Origin of the sequence: Hydrogenophaga sp. OTU3427 (assembly GCF_038440225.1) — a bacterium.
In the GTDB taxonomy this organism is placed as follows: domain Bacteria; phylum Pseudomonadota; class Gammaproteobacteria; order Burkholderiales; family Burkholderiaceae_C; genus Hydrogenophaga.
Genome location: NZ_JASATI010000010.1, coordinates 1 through 17,220, shown reverse-complemented (window position 1 = coordinate 17,220; position 17,220 = coordinate 1). Strand labels below are relative to the sequence as shown.

Annotated in this window: 19 protein-coding genes; 9 read left to right on the top strand and 10 right to left on the bottom strand. The window is 63.7% G+C overall.

Annotated features, from left to right (window positions below):
• Positions 1-21 precede the first annotated feature (21 nt).
• The 4 genes from mrdA to AAHB17_RS08190 all read right to left on the bottom strand — a co-directional run bounded on the left by mrdA (position 22) and on the right by AAHB17_RS08190 (position 4,656).
• Positions 22-1,977 (bottom strand): penicillin-binding protein 2, encoded by a 1,956-nt coding sequence (gene mrdA, locus AAHB17_RS08205; protein WP_342130055.1) that lies wholly within the window; start codon positions 1,975-1,977, stop codon positions 22-24.
• A gap of 115 nt (positions 1,978-2,092) precedes the next feature.
• The gene (gene mreD / locus AAHB17_RS08200; RefSeq protein WP_342130054.1) at positions 2,093-2,623 is read right to left on the bottom strand and encodes a rod shape-determining protein MreD; all 531 of its coding nucleotides are present in this window, start codon (positions 2,621-2,623) and stop codon (positions 2,093-2,095) included.
• Positions 2,620-3,585 carry a rod shape-determining protein MreC gene (mreC, locus tag AAHB17_RS08195; RefSeq protein WP_342130053.1) on the bottom strand — a complete coding sequence of 322 codons (966 nt, stop codon included), beginning with the start codon at positions 3,583-3,585 and terminating at the stop codon, positions 2,620-2,622. Before mreC ends, mreD begins: the two co-directional genes overlap by 4 nt.
• 24 nt (positions 3,586-3,609) lie before the next feature.
• Positions 3,610-4,656 (bottom strand): rod shape-determining protein, encoded by a 1,047-nt coding sequence (locus AAHB17_RS08190; protein ID WP_342130052.1) that lies wholly within the window; start codon positions 4,654-4,656, stop codon positions 3,610-3,612.
• A 247-nt stretch (positions 4,657-4,903) separates the two neighbouring features.
• Here AAHB17_RS08190 and gatC point away from each other — a divergent pair, with 247 nt between their 5' ends.
• From gatC to gatB, 3 genes are read left to right on the top strand one after another with little or no spacing between them, the layout of a single operon-like run.
• Complete coding sequence (gatC, locus tag AAHB17_RS08185) at positions 4,904-5,203, top strand: Asp-tRNA(Asn)/Glu-tRNA(Gln) amidotransferase subunit GatC (protein ID WP_342130051.1); 300 nt, start codon at positions 4,904-4,906, stop codon at positions 5,201-5,203.
• Positions 5,200-6,693: an Asp-tRNA(Asn)/Glu-tRNA(Gln) amidotransferase subunit GatA gene (gene gatA, locus AAHB17_RS08180; RefSeq protein WP_342130050.1), complete on the top strand. Its 1,494-nt coding sequence runs from the start codon at positions 5,200-5,202 to the stop codon at positions 6,691-6,693. The genes gatC and gatA overlap by 4 nt, the downstream gene beginning before the upstream one ends.
• The gene (gene gatB, locus AAHB17_RS08175) at positions 6,690-8,147 is read left to right on the top strand and encodes an Asp-tRNA(Asn)/Glu-tRNA(Gln) amidotransferase subunit GatB (RefSeq protein ID WP_342130049.1); all 1,458 of its coding nucleotides are present in this window, start codon (positions 6,690-6,692) and stop codon (positions 8,145-8,147) included. The genes gatA and gatB overlap by 4 nt, the downstream gene beginning before the upstream one ends.
• 33 nt (positions 8,148-8,180) lie before the next feature.
• Here the strand turns inward: gatB and AAHB17_RS08170 are convergent, their stop codons facing one another.
• A complete protein-coding gene (locus tag AAHB17_RS08170) occupies positions 8,181-8,876 on the bottom strand; it encodes a DUF4124 domain-containing protein (protein WP_342130048.1) in 696 nt (231 codons plus the stop codon).
• Between the two features lie 30 nt (positions 8,877-8,906).
• Positions 8,907-9,605 carry an orotate phosphoribosyltransferase gene (gene pyrE, locus AAHB17_RS08165; RefSeq protein WP_342130047.1) on the bottom strand — a complete coding sequence of 233 codons (699 nt, stop codon included), beginning with the start codon at positions 9,603-9,605 and terminating at the stop codon, positions 8,907-8,909.
• Between the two features lie 10 nt (positions 9,606-9,615).
• Between pyrE and AAHB17_RS08160 the strand changes: the two genes are divergently transcribed.
• The 4 genes from AAHB17_RS08160 (at position 9,616) to AAHB17_RS24735 (ending at position 12,322) form a co-directional block, all read left to right on the top strand.
• Positions 9,616-10,407: an exodeoxyribonuclease III gene (locus AAHB17_RS08160; protein WP_342130046.1), complete on the top strand. Its 792-nt coding sequence runs from the start codon at positions 9,616-9,618 to the stop codon at positions 10,405-10,407.
• A gap of 117 nt (positions 10,408-10,524) precedes the next feature.
• Positions 10,525-10,914, top strand: a complete 390-nt coding sequence (locus AAHB17_RS08155; protein ID WP_342130045.1) for a DUF3597 domain-containing protein — start codon at positions 10,525-10,527, stop codon at positions 10,912-10,914.
• Positions 10,915-11,001: 87 nt separating this feature from the next.
• A complete protein-coding gene (locus tag AAHB17_RS08150; RefSeq protein ID WP_342130044.1) occupies positions 11,002-11,205 on the top strand; it encodes a YjfB family protein in 204 nt (67 codons plus the stop codon).
• A gap of 220 nt (positions 11,206-11,425) precedes the next feature.
• Positions 11,426-12,322, top strand: a complete 897-nt coding sequence (locus AAHB17_RS24735) for a TniQ family protein (RefSeq protein WP_446719573.1) — start codon at positions 11,426-11,428, stop codon at positions 12,320-12,322.
• Between the two features lie 49 nt (positions 12,323-12,371).
• Here the strand turns inward: AAHB17_RS24735 and AAHB17_RS08145 are convergent, their stop codons facing one another.
• From AAHB17_RS08145 to AAHB17_RS24730, 4 genes are all read right to left on the bottom strand, one after another.
• A complete protein-coding gene (locus AAHB17_RS08145; RefSeq protein WP_342130043.1) occupies positions 12,372-12,770 on the bottom strand; it encodes a hypothetical protein in 399 nt (132 codons plus the stop codon).
• A gap of 434 nt (positions 12,771-13,204) precedes the next feature.
• Positions 13,205-13,954 (bottom strand): IS21-like element helper ATPase IstB, encoded by a 750-nt coding sequence (gene istB, locus AAHB17_RS08140; protein ID WP_342130042.1) that lies wholly within the window; start codon positions 13,952-13,954, stop codon positions 13,205-13,207.
• Positions 13,955-13,975: 21 nt separating this feature from the next.
• Complete coding sequence (istA, locus tag AAHB17_RS08135) at positions 13,976-15,481, bottom strand: IS21 family transposase (RefSeq protein WP_342130041.1); 1,506 nt, start codon at positions 15,479-15,481, stop codon at positions 13,976-13,978.
• Positions 15,482-15,663: 182 nt separating this feature from the next.
• Complete coding sequence (locus AAHB17_RS24730; protein WP_446719572.1) at positions 15,664-15,930, bottom strand: helix-turn-helix domain-containing protein; 267 nt, start codon at positions 15,928-15,930, stop codon at positions 15,664-15,666.
• On the opposite strand from AAHB17_RS24730, the gene AAHB17_RS08130 reads away from it, so the two are divergent.
• On the top strand, positions 15,914-16,681 hold the full coding sequence (locus tag AAHB17_RS08130) for a helix-turn-helix domain-containing protein (protein ID WP_342130040.1): 768 nt from the start codon (positions 15,914-15,916) through the stop codon (positions 16,679-16,681). The genes AAHB17_RS24730 and AAHB17_RS08130 overlap by 17 nt on opposite strands.
• Positions 16,678-17,214: a hypothetical protein gene (locus AAHB17_RS08125; protein ID WP_342130039.1), complete on the top strand. Its 537-nt coding sequence runs from the start codon at positions 16,678-16,680 to the stop codon at positions 17,212-17,214. Before AAHB17_RS08130 ends, AAHB17_RS08125 begins: the two co-directional genes overlap by 4 nt.
• The last annotated feature ends 6 nt before the right edge of the window (positions 17,215-17,220 follow it).

Here is a 17,220-nt window from a genome sequence, read left to right as displayed (position 1 = left end):
GCTCAGATCGGCAACGGGGTTTCAGGGCGCCGCCGGCATCAGCTCCACTTCGCTGGCCAGGCGGGGCTTGCCGATGGGCGCGCCCGCCATGCCCTTGCGCACGGCCGCCATGTCTTCCTCGTTGGGGTATTGGCCGAGCAGCACGTAGTCGAACACGCGGCGTGCGATGGGGGCGGCGCTGGCGGCGCCAAAACCGGCGTTCTCCACCACCAGGGCCAGCACCACCTGGGGCGCCTCGGCCGGTGCGAAGGCGAGGTAGAGCGAGTGGTCGCGCTGGTGTTCTTCCAGGCGGCGCGCGTCGTACTTGTCCTTTTGCCCGATGGTCACCGCCTGCGCCGTGCCGGTCTTGCCGCCGCTGCGGTAGGGCGCGCCGGCGAACACGCGGGTGGACGTGCCCTCGGTGGTCACCGCCTGCATGGCCTTGAGGATGGTGGCCACGTTCTCGGGTTTGAAGTTCAGGTTGACCGGGGGCTCGGCCGCCAGCGGTATGCGGGTGCGCAGCACCGGGTCTTCGGTCGCCACGGCCAGCCGCGGCTTGTGCTTGACGCCCTGGTTGGCCACCACCGACATGGCCTGCGCCAGCTGCAGCATGGTGAAGCTGTTGTAGCCCTGGCCGATGCCCAGTGAGATGGTTTCGCCGGCATACCACTTCTGCTGGTCGGGGCGCTTGTAGTTGCCGCGTTTCCAGGACTGGCTGGGCAAGACACCGCGCACCTCGCCCTTGAGGTCGATGCCGGTGATCTGGCCAAAACCCAGCGGTTTCATGAAGTCGTGGATCAGGTCCACGCCCATGTCGTTGGCCAGGGCGTAGTAATAGACGTTGCTCGACAGCACGATGCTGCGGTGCATGTCCACCGCGCCCAGGCCGTGGTCGCCGTGGCTGCGGAAACGGTGGTTGCCGAACATCCAGTAGCCGGGGTCGTTGGTGATGGCGCCCGGTGTGCGCTTGCCCGTTTCGAGCGCGCCCAGCCCCATGAAGGGCTTGTAGGTGGAGCCCGGCGGGTAGGTGCCGCGCAGCGCGCGGTTGAGCAGGGGCCGGTCGATGGACTCGTTGAGCAGGCGCCAGTTCTCGACGTCGATGCCCTCGACGAAGAGGTTGGGGTCGAATGTGGGCTTGCTCACGAAGGCCAGCACCTCGCCGTTGCGCGGGTCCATGGCGACCAGGGCGCCCCGGCGATCGCCAAACATGTCCTCCACCAGCTTCTGCAGCTTGATGTCCAGCGACAGCACCACGGTCTGGCCCGGGCGGGCCGGCGTGTTGGCCAGCGAGCGCACGGCGCGGCCACCGGCCGAGGTCTCGACCCGCTCGAAGCCGGTCTGTCCATGCAGTTGGCGCTCGTAGCTCTGCTCGATGCCGAGTTTGCCGATGTACTCGGTGCCGCGGTAGTTGGCCTGGTCTTCCTCCGGCCAGTCTTCCATGCTTTCTTTTTCACGCTGGCTGATGCGGCCGATGTAGCCCACCACATGGCTGGACGCTTCGCCCAGCGGGTACTGCCGGAACAGCCGTGCCTGCACCTCCACGCCCGGGAATCGATAGTGTTGGGCGGCAAAACGCGCCACCTCCACGTCGCTGAGCCGGGTGCGGATGGGGATGGAGTCGAAGCGCTTGGATTCCTCGCGCAGGCGCTGGAAACGCTTGCGGTCGCGCGGCTGGATGTCCACCACCTTGCCCAGCTCCTCCAGCGTCCACTCCATGTCGCTCACCTGCGAGGGGGTGATCTCCAGCGTGTAGGCCGAGTAGTTGGTGGCCAGCACCACGCCATTGCGGTCCAGGATCTGGCCGCGGTGAGGCACCACCGGCAGCACGGCGGTGCGGTTGGTTTCGGCCTGCGCCTGCAGGGTGTCGTGGCGAAGCACCTGCAGCACCCACAGGCGCGCCACCAGCAGGCCGAACGCCACCAGCACCAGCAGGCCAGCCACGAGCACGCGCGTTCGAAAGCGCGACAGCTCGGCCTCGACGTTGCGCAGTTCGGTCATGGTGTCCCGCGTGACGGCAGGGCGTGGCCTGCCCGGGCCGCCGCCGGACCGCTCCCTAGGCGGCCCAGCCCCCTCGGGGGGCAGCGACCCGCACAGCGGTGGAGCGAGGGGGTTTTCATAGTGGACGGTTTTCGTCCGGGTCGTGCGCGCGCCGCTGGGGTGCCAGCAGCAGCATGGTGGCCACGGGCCACAGCGCGGTCTCGATCAGCGGGCCCGCCACGATGCCGGCGCCCGGAAATCCGTTGCCAGCGATCAGGCGCACCAGCAGCTCCAGCACTTGCGCGGCGGCAAACAGCGGCAGCACCTGCAGCATCTGCGCCGGTACCGGGAACCACAGCAGGCGGCGGTGCATGCTGATGGCCAGGAAACTCATGGCGGTGTAGGCGAGGGCGTTCTGCCCCAGCAGGGCGCCCAGGTGCACGTCCATGGCCAGACCAAAAGCGAACGCGACACCCACGCCGATGCGCAAGGGCTGGTGCACGTTCCAGAACACCAGGGCGAGGGCCAGCAGGTCGGGCACCCAGGCCGAGCGCCCCCAGGGGCCCATGTTCATGAGCATGTTGAGCGCCAGCGCACCCAGCAGGCTGATCCAGATGAACAAGGGGCTGGCGGGCAGCAGCAAGGGCTGACCAGGGCGCATGATCATGGGCGGCCTCCGGGCTGGCTGGGGCGGCCCGGGCCGGCGCGCCGGGTGGCCTTGGGTTCGACGCCCTCCTTGGCGGGCGCACGTTCCGGCCCCGTGCCTTGCGGCGTGTCGGCCGGCAACTGCAGCACCAGCACGTGTTGCGCCGCCAGCGGGTTGGACACCGGCTCGGCCTCGACGCGGGCAAAGGCGGCGCTGGTCTCGCGCTCGACCTTGGTGACCCGGCCCACCGGCAGGCCCGCGGGGTAGACGCCGTCCACACCACTGGTGCTGAGCAGGTCGCCCACCTCGATGTCGGCGTGGGTGGCGGTGAAGCGCAGCTCCAGTCCGGCGGCGCCGGCGCCGGCCATGCCGTAGGCCAGGCTGCGGGTGCCGGTGCGGGTGTTGAGCACCGAGATCGCCTGCGAACGGTCGGTCAGCAGGGTGACTTCGGCGCCCAGCGGGTAGACGCGTGTCACCTGCCCGAGCACGCCGGTGCCGTCGAGCACCGGGGCGCCCGATTGCACCCCTTGTGTCATGCCACGGTCGATCACCACCTTGCGGGTGTAGGGGTCGCCCGCGTCGTACAGCACCTGCGCGCCTTGCGACGTGGTCTCGACCCGCTGCTGCATGCCCAGCAGCTCGCGCAGGCGCTGGTTTTCCAGCGCCAGCAGCTCCACCTGTGCGGCGCGCATGGCCTGGCGTGCCAGGGCCTCGCTGGCCTGGTTCTGCTGGTCCTGGGCTTTTTGCAGGCTGGTGAAATAGGCGCCCACGACGGTCGCCCCCTTGACCGGTTGCATCACCAGCCATTGCAGCGGGTAGATCACCGTGGCCACGCCGCTGCGCACCGGTTCGGCCAGGCGCAGGCGCGCGTCCACCACCATCAGGGCGATGGCCACCGCGCTGAGCACGGTCAGCTTGGACAGGGCCGAGGGGCCCTGCTTGAAGAACGGCGGTGGGGTGCGGTCCAGGGTGCCCAGTGGCATGAGCACAGCGCTCCGGTGAGCGGGTTATTCGCTGGTGAAGATGCTGCCGCCCAGGCGGTCCATGCGCTCCAGCGCCATGCCGCAGCCGCGCACCACGCAGGTCAGCGGGTCCTCGGCCACCAGCACCGGCAGGCCGGTTTCCTCGGCCAGCAGGCGGTCCAGGTCGCGCAGCATGGCGCCACCACCGGTCAGCATCATGCCGCGCTCGGCGATGTCGGCGCCCAGCTCGGGCGGGGTCTGCTCCAGCGCGGTCTTGACGGCGCTGACGATGTTGTTGAGCGGGTCGGTCAGGGCTTCGAGGATCTCGTTGCTGCTGATGGTGAAGCTGCGGGGCACGCCCTCGGCCAGGTTGCGGCCCTTGACTTCCATTTCCTTGACTTCGGAGCCGGGGAAGGCGCTGCCGATCTGCTTCTTGATGGCTTCGGCCGTGGGCTCGCCGATCAGCATGCCGTAGTTGCGACGGATGTAGGCGATGATGGCTTCGTCGAAACGGTCGCCGCCCACCCGAACGCTGCCCTTGTAGACCATGCCGCCGAGCGAGATCACGCCCACCTCGGTGGTACCGCCGCCGATGTCGACCACCATGGAGCCGGACGCCTCGGACACCGGCAGGCCGGCGCCGATGGCCGCGGCCATGGGTTCCTCGATCAGGTAGACCTCGGAAGCCCCCGCGCCCAGGGCCGACTCGCGGATGGCGCGGCGCTCGACCTGGGTCGAGCCGCAGGGCACGCAGATGATGATGCGCGGGCTGGGCTTCAGCATCGAGCGCGGATGCACCATCTTGATGAACTGCTTGAGCATTTGCTCGGTGACGGTGAAGTCGGCGATCACGCCGTCCTTCATCGGGCGGATGGCCTCGATGTTGCCGGGCACCTTGCCCAGCATGGCCTTGGCCTCGTGGCCCACCGCCTGGATGGATTTCTTGCCCTGGGGGCCGCCTTCGTGGCGGATCGAGACCACCGAGGGCTCGTCCAGCACGATGCCCTTGTGGCGCACGTAGATCAGGGTGTTGGCGGTGCCGAGGTCAATGGCCAGGTCGGTCGAAAAGTGCCGACGAAAAACTTCGAACATGTTGGATAGTCCTGTCGGGGCGGGCCGGCGGCTCGCTGGGACCTCGCCCCGACGATAGGGGTTGTGCGGCGGGAGTGCGGTAAGGGGGTTCTGCGGGACAAAACGGGCTTTGTGCGTCGATCCGACGGGCATCTGGCCGGGTTCTGCCGACAAACGCTGGATAATAACGCATCGCCTGTGAGGCGGGACGCCATTCGGCGTTCATTTCACGCACTTTTACATCCGGTTTTCCGACCGGCTCTGCCCCATGTCCCTGTTATCCAACGACATTTCGCGCATCGCGAATCTGGCGCGGCTGGCCCTCACGCCAGAGCAAAGTGAGCGCATGCTCACCCAGTTGAATGGTTTCTTCGACATCGTCGAACAGATGAACGCGGTCGACACCACCGGCGTGGCGCCGCTGGCTCACCCCACGGCCGTGATCGACCACGTCGCCCTGCGCCTGCGCGACGACATCGCCAGCGAACCCAACCAGCGCGAAGCCAACCAGAAAAGCGCGCCCGCGGTCGAGCGTGGCCTGTTCCTCGTGCCCAAGGTGATCGAATGAACGATCTGCACACACTCGGCGTGGCCGAACTGGCTGCCGCCATCGCCAACAAGACCACCTCCGCCGTCGAAGCAGCGCAGCACCTGCTGGCCCGCGCCAAACGGCACGACCCGTTGGGCGCCTACCTCGCCTTCAACGAAGACGCCACCCTGGCCCAGGCGCGTGCCGCCGACGCGCGCATCGCGGCCGGTGAACGCACGCCGTTGCTGGGTGTTCCCCTGGCGCACAAGGACATCTTCGTCACGCGCGATTTCCCCACCACCGCCGGCTCCAAGATGCTGGAGCACTACCAGAGTCCGTTCGACGCCACCGTGGTGCGCCAGTTGGCCGAGTCCGGAGCGGTGACCCTGGGCAAGCTCAACTGCGACGAGTTCGCCATGGGCTCGGGCAACGACAACTCGGCCTACGGCCCGGCCCACAATCCCTGGGACATGTCGCGCATCCCGGGGGGCTCCTCCGGCGGTTCTGCCGCGGCCGTGGCCGCGCGCCTGGTGCCCGCCGCCACCGGCACCGATACTGGCGGCTCCATCCGCCAGCCCGCCAGTTTCTGTGGCATCACCGGCATCAAGCCCACCTACGGGCGTTGTTCGCGCTATGGCATGGTGGCTTTCGCCTCCAGCCTCGACCAGGCCGGCCCCATGGCGCGCAGCGCCGCCGATTGCGCCGCCTTGCTGACCGCGATGGCCGGCCCCGACCTCGACCGCGACTCCACCAGCCTGGACCGCGCCGCCGAGGACTACAGCGCCGGCATGTTGAAGCCCTTGCCTGAGGCCACCGCCGCCCAGCCGCTCAAGGGCCTGCGCATCGGCCTGCCCAAGGAGTTTTTTGGCGAGGGCTGCGCGCCCGACGTGCTGGCCGCCGTGCGCGCCGCGCTGGCCGAATACGAAAAACTCGGTGCCACCCTGGTGGATATCGCGCTGCCACGCACCGAGCTGTCCATCCCTGTCTATTACGTCATCGCCCCGGCCGAGGCCAGCTCCAACCTGAGCCGTTTCGACGGCGTCAAGTTCGGCCACCGGGCCGCCCAGTACGACGACCTGATCGACATGTACAAGAAGTCGCGCAGCGAGGGCTTCGGCCCCGAGGTGCAGCGCCGCATCATGATCGGCGCCTATGTGCTGAGCCACGGCTACTACGACGCCTACTACCTCAAGGCCCAACAGATCCGCCGCCTGATCGCGCAGGACTTCCAGCAGGCCTTTACCCAATGCGACGTGATCGCCGGCCCGGTGGCGCCCACGGTGGCCTGGAAGATCGGCGAAAAAAGCGACGACCCGGTGGCCAACTACCTGGCCGACATCTACACCCTGTCCACCAGCCTGGCCGGCCTGCCCGGCATGAGCGTGCCGGCCGGTTTTGGCGCCCACGGCATGCCCGTGGGGCTGCAACTGGTGGGCAACTACTTCGACGAGTCGCGCCTGCTGGGCGTGGCCCACCAGTTCCAGCAAGCCACCGATTGGCACACCCGTTCTCCCGAGGCCTTCGCATGAGCCAGACGACATCCCTGCTGGTGCACGGCTACGAAGTCGTGATCGGCTTCGAGACCCACGCCCAGCTCTCCACCCAGAGCAAGATCTTCAGCCGCGCCTCCACCGCCTTTGGCGCCGAGCCCAACACCCAGGCCTGCGCGGTCGACCTGGCCTTGCCCGGCACGCTGCCGGTGATGAACCGGGGCGCGGTGGAACGTGCCATCCGCCTGGGCCTCGCCCTGGGTTCGCACATCGCCGAGGAGAGCGTGTTCGCGCGCAAGAACTACTTCTACCCCGACCTGCCCAAGGGCTACCAGATCAGCCAGTTCGAGATCCCGGTGGTGCAGGGCGGCGAGGTGAGCTTCTTCCTCGGCGAGGAGAAAAAGACCGTGCGCCTGGTGCGCGCCCACCTGGAAGAAGACGCGGGCAAGAGCCTGCACGAGGACTTCATTGGCCAGTCCGGCATCGACCTCAACCGCGCCGGCACGCCGCTGCTGGAGATCGTGACCGAGCCCGACATCCGCTCCAGTGCCGAGGCCGTGGCCTACGCCAAGGAACTGCACAAGATCGTCACCTGGATCGGCATCTGCGACGGCAACATGCAGGAGGGCTCGTTCCGTTGCGACGCCAACGTGTCGGTGCGCAAGCCCGGCGCGCCCCTGGGTACGCGGCGCGAGATCAAGAACCTGAACTCGTTCAAGTTCATGCAGCAGGCCATCGACTTCGAGGTGCGCTGGCAGATCGAACAGATCGAGGACGGCCACAGCATCCAGCAGGCCACCGTGCTGTTCGACCCCGACACCGGCGAGACCCGCGCCATGCGCACCAAGGAAGACGCGGCCGATTACCGCTACTTCCCCGACCCCGACCTGCCGCCGCTGGTGATTGGCCGCGACTGGGTGGAACGCGTCAAGGCCGAGATGCCCGAGCTGCCGCGCGCCATGGCCGAGCGTTTTGTGCGCGACTACGGTCTGCCCGAATACGACGCCACCATGCTTACTCAGAGCACCGCCATGGCCGCGTTTTTTGAAACCGCCGCGAAGGCCAGTGGCCAGGCCAAGCTGGTCAGCAACTGGCTGATGGGCGAGTTCTCGCGCCGCCTCAACGCCGAGGAACGCGACATCGCGGCCGCGCCCGTGAGCGCCGCGCAACTGGCCGCCCTGGTTTCGCGCATCGCCGACGGCACCATCAGCAACAACGCCGGCAAACAGGTGCTGGACGCGCTGTGGGCCGAACCGGCGGGCACGGTGGACGCCGTCATCGAGGCCAAGGGCCTCAAGCAGATGAACGACACCGGCGCACTGGAAAAGATCGTCGAGGAGGTGATCGCCGCCAACGCCGACAACGTGGCCCAGGTGCGCGCCGGCAAGGACAAGGCCTTCAACGCACTGGTCGGTCAGGTCATGAAGGCCAGCAAGGGCAAGGCCAACCCGGCCCAGGCCAACGAGCTGATCAAGAAAAAACTGGGGCTGTGAACCTGGGGCCTGCCGACGGAGCAGGCCGTCCACTCAGCGTGTGGCCTGTCCCGCCGCCTGCGCGGCTTCAGCCCAGAGCTTGCGCAGCTGCACCAGCTCGGCATCGAAGCGGGCGGTCACGCGCTGGCGTTCGCCGGCTTGCTGCTGCAGCGCCGTGGCCTGCGCGCTGGACTGCGTCTGGTTGTCCCGCAGCTTGTGCCGCAGCCAGGCCGGTGCCTTGGTCGGGTCCTTGGCGTAGAAGCCCATCTCGTCGTCGATGGTCTTGCGCTGCTTGGCCAGGTCTTCTCCGCGTTTCTGAATGGCGGCTTCCACCGCGTCGACCTGTTCCAGGGCCTTCATGCGTTCGCGCTGGTGCGTGGCTTCGTTGGGGTAGCGGGCCAGCAGGGCGCGTTCCTTGCGGCGCTCTTCATTGATGCGCGCCTCGCGTTCGGCCTCGGCCTTGCGCTTGGTTTCGATCGCGGCCAGCTCGTCGGCGGTGGGGGTGGGCGGGATGACCCGCTTGACGCTGCCGCTGGACGACAGTTCGCGCTGTTCGCGGTCCACGCAGGAGGCAATGGGGCGGTCGGACGTGATGCGCCGGCCCTGTGCGTCCACGCAGGTGTAGATGTGGTTCTGGGCCGCGCCGCCGCTGGCGGGGGGCTTGTTTTGTGCCTGAGCCGAGGGGTGGGCAGCGGTCAGCCAGGCCAGACAAAACGCCATCGGCAGCAAACTACGGTGCAGGGGTGTCATGGCGTCTGGTGATGAGATTGTCGGTCGGGTTCAATCCACGCCGTAGCGTTGCCGGTAGGCGCGCACCCGCTCGCTGTGGACGGCGATCTCGGGATCTGCGCTGCGCGTTTCCAGGAACTGCAGCAGGTCGGTCAGTTGTGCGATCGCGCAGACCTGCAGGCCCAGCGTGCCGCGCACGTACTGCACCGCGCTGTGGGGCAGGTCGCGCTGTACGCCATCGGCGCCGATCTCGGTGGCCATTTCCTGGCGGTCCAGCGCGATGGCGACCGCGCTGGGCGTGGCGCCGGCGGCCCGTATCAGCGCGATCGATTCGCGCGCGGCGGTGCCGGCGCTCATCACATCGTCGACGATCATCACCCGGCCCTGGAGCGGCGCGCCCACCAGGGTGCCGCCTTCACCATGGTCTTTGGCTTCCTTGCGGTTGTAGGCGAAGGGCACGTTGCGGCCCAGCCGGGCCAGTTCGATGGCCACCGCCGCGCCCAGCGGAATGCCCTTGTAGGCCGGGCCGAAGATCATGTCGAAGGCAATGCCGCTGTCCAGGATGCGCTTTGCATAGAATGCCGCGAGCCGGCCCAGCTTGGCGCCGTCGTCAAACAGGCCGGCATTGAAGAAGTAGGGCGACAGGCGCCCGGCCTTGGTCTTGAACTCGCCAAAGCGCAGCACGCCGGACTCGACCGAAAATTGCACGAATGCCTGCGCGAGTTCGTCTTGCGCGCCCGAATCCAACATGGGGACTTCCTTGTTCAAACTGACCAGCCTCAATCTCAACGGCATCCGTTCCGCCGCCACCAAGGGCGTGCTGGACTGGGTGGCCGCCACCGCGCCCGATTGTATTTGTGTGCAGGAGCTCAAGGCCCAGATGCCCGACATCGCCGGACGTTTCGAGGACATCGCCGGGCTCAAGGGGTATTTCCATTGTGCCGAGAAAAAGGGCTATTCGGGTGTGGCCGTGTACAGCCGGCACGAGCCCAGCGACGTGGTCGTGGGCTTCGATGGCGGCGAATTCGACGCCGAGGGGCGCTACGTCGAGCTGCGTTTCGACACGCCGGGCAAGAAGCGCAGCGTGATCAGCGCCTACTTCCCCAGTGGCTCGTCGGGCGAAGAGCGCCAGGCGGCCAAGTTCCGTTTCCTCGATGTGTTCTACCCGCACCTGATGGCGCTCAAGGCCGGGCGCGACTTTGTCCTGTGTGGCGACCTCAACATCGCTCACAAGGAGCAGGACCTCAAGAACTGGAAAAGCAACCAGAAGAACAGCGGTTTTCTGCCCGAGGAGCGCGCGTGGATGACCCGTGTGCTGGGCGAGGGCGGGCTGGTGGACGTCTACCGCCAGCTGTTTCCCGACACCACCGACGATTGCTACACCTGGTGGAGCAACCGCGGCCAGGCTTACGCCAAGAATGTGGGCTGGCGGCTGGACTACCACCTGGCCACCGCATCTTTGGCCCAGGGCGCCCGTTCGGTGGCCATCTTCAAGGGCGAAAAATTCTCCGACCACGCGCCGATCACGGTCGACTACGACTTCAAGCTGTGACGCATTGGCCGGTGTTGTGATCCCGGCGAATGCCGTAGGATGGGGGCTGGTCCATGGTCCCAGCCTGCGGCAATCCCGCCGGGGCACGGTCATGGGTCGCCATTCAGGGAGTCACACATGGGATTTTTCAGCAACATTCTCGAAAAGCTGGGCATTGGCAACGCGGCCGCAGCCCCCGCGCCGGCAGCTGAGGCCGCACCCACCGCCAGCACGGCACCAGCGGCCGCGGTGGTCAACCCGATCGCGGTGGTCGACGTGGTGTCGCAACTCGAACAACGCGCGGCATCGAACCCCCAGAAGCTGAACTGGCGCACCTCCATCGTCGACCTGCTCAAACTCCTGGACATGGACAGCAGCCTGGACGCGCGCAAGGCGCTGGCAGCCGAGCTGCACTGCCCGGATGAGCTGATGGGCGATTCGGCGCGCATGAACATGTGGCTGCACAAGAACGTGCTGGCCAGCATTGCGGCCAACGGGGGCAACGTGCCTCGTGAGCTGCTGGACTGAACCAGCGTACCGGTGGTCGGGCCGCGGCGGCCCGACCCTCAAGTTCTGCGTCGACTGGTCGATACTGGGGTACAGCAAGGAATCCACATGGACGTTTCCCCCACCGCCATGGTCAACGCCGTCGTGGCGAACAAGCAGGCCCAGCTGGAGCAGCAGGTGCAGGTGAGTGTGCTCAAGACCGCGCTGGACGCCCAGGCCACGGGCGCGCTGGCGCTGTTGCAGGCCGTGCCCGCCGTCCTGCCGCTCGCGGCCAGCGGCAGCCTGGGCACCCAGGTCAACGTCTACGCCTGAACCCGGTAGCCCCTTCTGCCTGCCCGACAATAGGGGTTGACACCCCACCGCGTCCCGGCGACGCCAGGGTTTTCCAAACAAAGTCTTAAAACGATGCACTAGCAAGACGGCGGCATTTTTGACGAAAACCCGTGGCACAAAGTTTCAAAATTTTTGACGCCTAGCCTGCAGCACAAGCTGCTGCTCTCTAACAAAGTCTCAAAACGACTTGTCGCCATTGATGTTTCCAACCTTCCCGCGCAGCGCAACGATAGAGTCGATGGTAATCGCGGCTGTGCAGGCGGGGTGGTTTTCTTCACTTCGCGAGAAGCTTCCTGGGGTTCAGATAAGCAAGAGCCGTCGGTTGTTTGACTGCTGCAACAAGCCGGCATTGATGGCTGAGCGGGTATTTGTTGGCGTGCTCACTTTTGATGATCTTTTATTGCACCATACTCTCGCTCCCATTTCTCTGAGTTTTTATGGCATGAAGCCGGCTGCCGGCGCTGAGTTCGAATCTTGGCTTTGGGACACACCATCCAATAGGGTTTCCATTTTGGGGTATGCTTTTTGCCCACTGTGCGTTGAGGAGGACACCCTGAGGTTTGGTTGTGGCCATTGGCGACGTGAGCATCAGATAGAAAGCGTTCGAATTTGCCAAACTCATCGTATTGGGCTTTGGGGCTTGGATGAGTGCAGGCGATGTAGATCGGATTTTTATTCGACGAAGCGCTGCGCATTCTTGCCTGGGCAAAGGTGTCCCATTTGTCGCAAGGGTGAGGGACGCGCGCTACCCTTAGGAAAAACTATTAGCCCCGGCTATCAAGCTTATTGTGAGCTTTTTACCGATGCATTGCTCATGCCTATCCCAGAGATTGGTCCGAGAGAAAGGCGTGCTCTGGCTGAGCTTCCTAGGCTACTTTGCAATGGAAATATAGAGGTGTTTAGCTGCATCTTGCAAAGTTGGCTCGGAAATCAGTCACACTTTCTCGCGAGCATCGTAAGTGATGCAATGCGATTTTTATATCAACCTGCAGTCGATCTAGGGCGTTCAAGAATGATCCCTTCCTTGATTCTGCTTGCGGCGCTCAAACGAACAGTGTATGGCTACCCTGCCAACGTAGAACGTTGGGCGATGTGAAAGGTGGATTCAGCCACGTTCTCAACGTAGGCCTATTTCAACATCTGCTTCATTGGCGGAGGTTCTGAGATAAGTCAGGATCGGAATGTAGGTCGTTGATGAGGGTCCACCCCAGCTGATAGACAGTGTTTCTCATGATCCAGGCTGACTGTGCCGGCGAACACCATTGCTTGCTCAGCAGGCCCTGAAAAGCTGCTCTCACGGTGGCCTCTTTGTTTCCATCGAATGTGGGAAGTTTTCGCTGACAGTAGGCGGCCATCTGAGAAACGAGGTCCTCGCACACTTGGAACGCCGTGAGGACCTCTGAAGGAGAGGTGCCTGGGGCATAGAGCTTTCCGTTCTCTTCGATCAGGCTCATTTTCGGCTGCGCGCCCGATAGCGCTGAGAGCGTGGCATCGACCGGAAAGTCATCCGGGACGCCGGGGTAGTTGCTACGGTCAATGGGCATGCCTGCTCCTTTGAGTCGCCCTCACGATACTACGTGCACTGCTCAAATTCAACTCAAAAAGCAAGAGTGGAGTTTGGTGTCGCAGCGGCGATCGGCCACACCGATGCAGTCTATCCAGCCTCATTGACGGGACGGTCGGATTCAGCTGCAAAGGTGCTGTTTGCGTATTCCGATCAAACCCGCCATTTATTCCGATCCAAACCCACCAGCCATTCCAGTTCAAACCGACCGCAGACTCCGATTCGGGATCACCTCCTCGGATTGACTTATTGGTTGAAGCCGGGGCAGAGTTGTCCACCGCGTTGGTCGGTCGGCGCTTGCGACGAACCGACCGACCAACGCGGTGGGCAACTCGTGTTCAAAGCGCAGGATGTTCTGGTCGGTTTCCCAGCACGCTCTCTATTCGGACGCTGTGATTTACGCATCACCTCAGTTTAGGAGTTTGCCGAGTGCCGCCGCTTCGGCCGCAGTGATTCGCCAACGAGATCGATTCGATAGGCATCGCTGACCACCCGGTCCATGATGGCGTCAGCAACGGTCGGATTTCCATCCGCAAGATAGTCGTGCCAGCGCCTGACAGGCAACTGGCTGGTCACAACAGTTGCTCTGGTACCTGAGCGACTCTCAACTACCTCTAGGAGGTCTGCTCGTCGCTCGGCCGTAAGCGTGTTGATACCCAGGTCGTCAAGGATCAGCAGATCGTGCTTGCCGATCGCGGCAATCCGCTTTCTAAAGGTGCCATCGGAGTGCGCAATGGCCAACTCCTCCAAAAGCAATGGCACTCGCTCGAATTTGACCGTCATCCCATGCCTGCAGGCTTGGTTCCCCAGTGCACAAGCAATCCATGTCTTGCCCAAGCCAGTTGCGCCAGTCACGATTACATTGACGCCATGCCTGATCCAGTTGCACAGTGCCAGTGACGCCATCACCGATCGATCAAGGCCTCGCTTGGCCTCGTAGTCAATGTCTTCCATGCAGGCCGGCTCACGTAGCTTTGCGTTGGTCAGCAACCTCCGAAGGCGCTTGTCATCGCGATAAGTCACTTCGTGATCGACCATCAGGCCGACTCTTTCCTCGAAGCTCAAGTGCCCGGTTGCAGCGGATTCGATCTGCTGCGAGAAGGCATGGACCATGCCAAAGAGTTTGAGCTCGTTAAGCTTTCGGATCGTGTCGTTTGTCATCATGGTCTGGTTCTCATTGCAAGGTCAGTGGTAGTGCTTAGGGCCACGCACGTTTTCGTGAGGAAAGTTGGCTTCGGTGATTTCCAAGCCGTGCATATCCAGCCGGTTGACCAGGATCGCGCGCAGGCTGGATACAGATGTGGCTCCGCTGTGGATCGCTTTGGTGCACGCGGCCTCTACACGATCTACTCCGAATTCAGCGCTCAGCTTGCGCATACCAATGCCGAGCCGGTAACCCGCTGTCTTGCCACCATTGGCAGCCAGCCGTTGTTCCACAAACGCTGTGGTCTGCGGACCAATGCCACTGGCCCACTGCAGTTCGCGTTCAGGCGTCCAAAGTCCATACGCGTGTTCGGCTGGCGTCAGGTGAGCCGGATCGATGACCGGATCGTCACCTGGCGTTTTAACGTGGCTCGCAACCCGACGGCCATTGAAAATCAGTTCGACCAGTGTCGCCGTCACCCGGATATCGACGACCTGCGACACAAGCCGCGCCGGAGCCGAAAATAGCCGCCCCGCCACGTTCACCATCTTGCTCATGTCCACCCGAGCGCGGCGGAATTCGACGTATTCATAGGAGGTCGCTGGCAGGCTGCGCAGCAGTGGCGCATCCAGGCTTTCAAAGGCACTACGCCGATTGCCTGCTAGCTTCTGAAAGGGACGGTTGTTCAGCTCATCGAGCAGTTCGAGAATCGCGCAATTGAGCTCGCCCAAGCTGGTGAAGACGCGTCGGCGCAACCGGAACAATATCCAGCGCTCAACGATCAGCACATGTCCCTCTACCTTGGCCTTGTCCTTCGGATGTCGAGATCGGGCCGGTTGGATCGTCGTACCATAGTGGGCGGCAAAGTTCTGATAGCTGTCATTGACCAGCGGCTCTGTCAAACTCGCTCTGGTGACTGCCGATTTCAGGTTGTCGCAGACGATAAATTTGGGTACGCCCCCGAAGAACTCCAGCATCCGCACGTTTGCGGCAATCCAGTCCGGCAGTGTTTGTGACCAATGTGCCTCGGCGTAGGTGTAGTTCGACGCCCCAAGTACGCTGACGAATATCTGCGCCCGAAGGATGCAACCCGAGACGGGGTCATGGATTGGGACGGTCGGCCCAGCATAGTCGACGAATACCTTGTCCCCGGCCAGGTGAGTCTGCCTCATATAGCTTTTGAGGCTGCGGCACCACTTGCGATAGAGGGCGGAAAATTGACTGCGCTGCATCCCGTTGGGGTAAGCAACAAGGTACTCGGCGTGAAGTTGCTGGAGCGTTGCCCCAGGTAGCTGCATGTCGCGGTGCACGTCGGCCCAGTTCGGCTCTGGACGGCGTGCTCGCGTCCCAGGCTCAATTGGATACAGTCTTTGCTCAAGTTGGGCGTCGTCCAGACTGTCAGGCAGTGGCCACGTTAGACCCGCACTTGCGGCACGCAAGAGGTAGTCCGCCACGGCGTCGCGAGAGATGCCCAGGCTGGCTGCGACAGCACGGCGGCTCAGCAGCGAGCCGTGAGACAGCCGAAGAACCTCGCGGATCTTGCGCATGTGAATTCTCCGATTGACCATCGTCCCTCGACGGTTTCCAAGTCGTTCTTGACAGTCCAAACGACAGGTCGGAGAATCCAGCTTGAAGTCCCCACTTCACTGGATCCAATCCCGTAGGCGGCCCACAGCTTTCGCTGTGGGCCGCTTGCGTTTGGGCTCTACTAGGTGTCCTCGGTTGAGTATCAGTCTGTCGGCATGGATGTTCCTCCTGTTGCCTCGCCTCGCCGGCGGGGTGACCGTCCGCGAGGCCGAAAGGTGTAGCGCTGCGGCCAAAGTTCACTCGGAGGCATACCGAGCAAATTGGCGACATGACACGCCACTTGAAAGGACGAAATCCGACCGTGGATCACGTTGCCGACCACACTGGCGGACACACCCAAATCGCGCGCAATGTCCGACTGGCTGAGTCCGAGGCGCTTGAGGCGGTAGGCGATGTCGATCCCGTCCATTGCGACAGCCGCGTCATTTGCGAGTAAATTAAGCACAATCAGTAAAGAAATGTTCTCTATGGAAACAGAATATACGCCAAAGAGATCATCGGCACAATACGCCACAGACCCGTTAGCAGCTATACCTGCACGCTTGACTCAGGTTCTGGCCTATGCCGGGGTGAACCAGGCCGAACTGGCCCGGCGTATCGGCGCGTCTGCTGGTTTTGTTAGCGATGTTCTTCGCGGCGTAAAGCGGCCCGGGGTGGAGATGCTCATGGGCTTGCGCGAAGCCTTCGGTGTATCTGTAGACTGGCTTCTGTCAGGTGAGGGCACAATGACCGGCGGGGCCGGCATTCGCCATGACCTCTTCCGCGTTATCCGCCTTCAAATTGCGGTGGCCCGTTCTGCAGTAGTGGACCAAGACGCAACCGCAAGAGCGCTGTTGCTCCTGATCAAGGAGGGTCAGTTAGCCGCTGCAGCCGAGGATACGGCGTTCAAGGAATTTTTGGATCGAGTTGCACCCGAGGACAGTGATCTGAATCTGGCCGTCGAGTTGTACAACGGCCATCAGTGGGCCACCGACCCGATCTCTCAGCGGCGTAATCTGCTGGCAGCCGCTGTCGCACACTTCGAAGCCCGCAAGCCTGTGGACCGTCTGGCGGCGCTGACTGGTGCTGATGCCAATGCACCACTCGTACAGGTCAACACCGGAAAAGGCCAGCGTGTTGCTGGGCGCGATTTTCACGAGCACGTTAGGCGCAAGCGATGACTTCCGGCGAACATGAACCGGCCATTACTCAGATCAACCTGGGGGAGCGCAGTCGCATCGCTGGGCGCGACTATTACGAGGGACGCATTCCCGACTCCATCAAGGTGTACTTGGCCACCACGGCATCAGACCGGCTCGATGAAGAGGCAATCGACAACGAGCGCCTCTTCTACTATCGCTTCGGTGTCGACGTGCAGCGAGCTGTCCGTGAACAGGTGATCGCGCTTAAACGCCAGCATGGGTTGACGGATACCGAGTGCCGATGGCTGCACCGTTCGGGACAGTTTCCTATTACCCGTGAAGGTGCGAAGTTGGAGCCTGATCGCCTGGTCCCGGCTGCGGGGTGGTTCTATGCGGCCATCCAGGCACTCTTTTTTGGCAGTAGCTTGCTGATGATCAACTTTTCCGGCATGCCCTCTTGGAAGCAGTTGCTGGGCTCGGTTGCCGTCACTGGACTCTGGTTCGGATCCATGTGGGCTACGAACAGGCTCTTTTTGGCACCTTGGCGCAGGGTAAAGAGCCTTCGACTCTAGTACTTA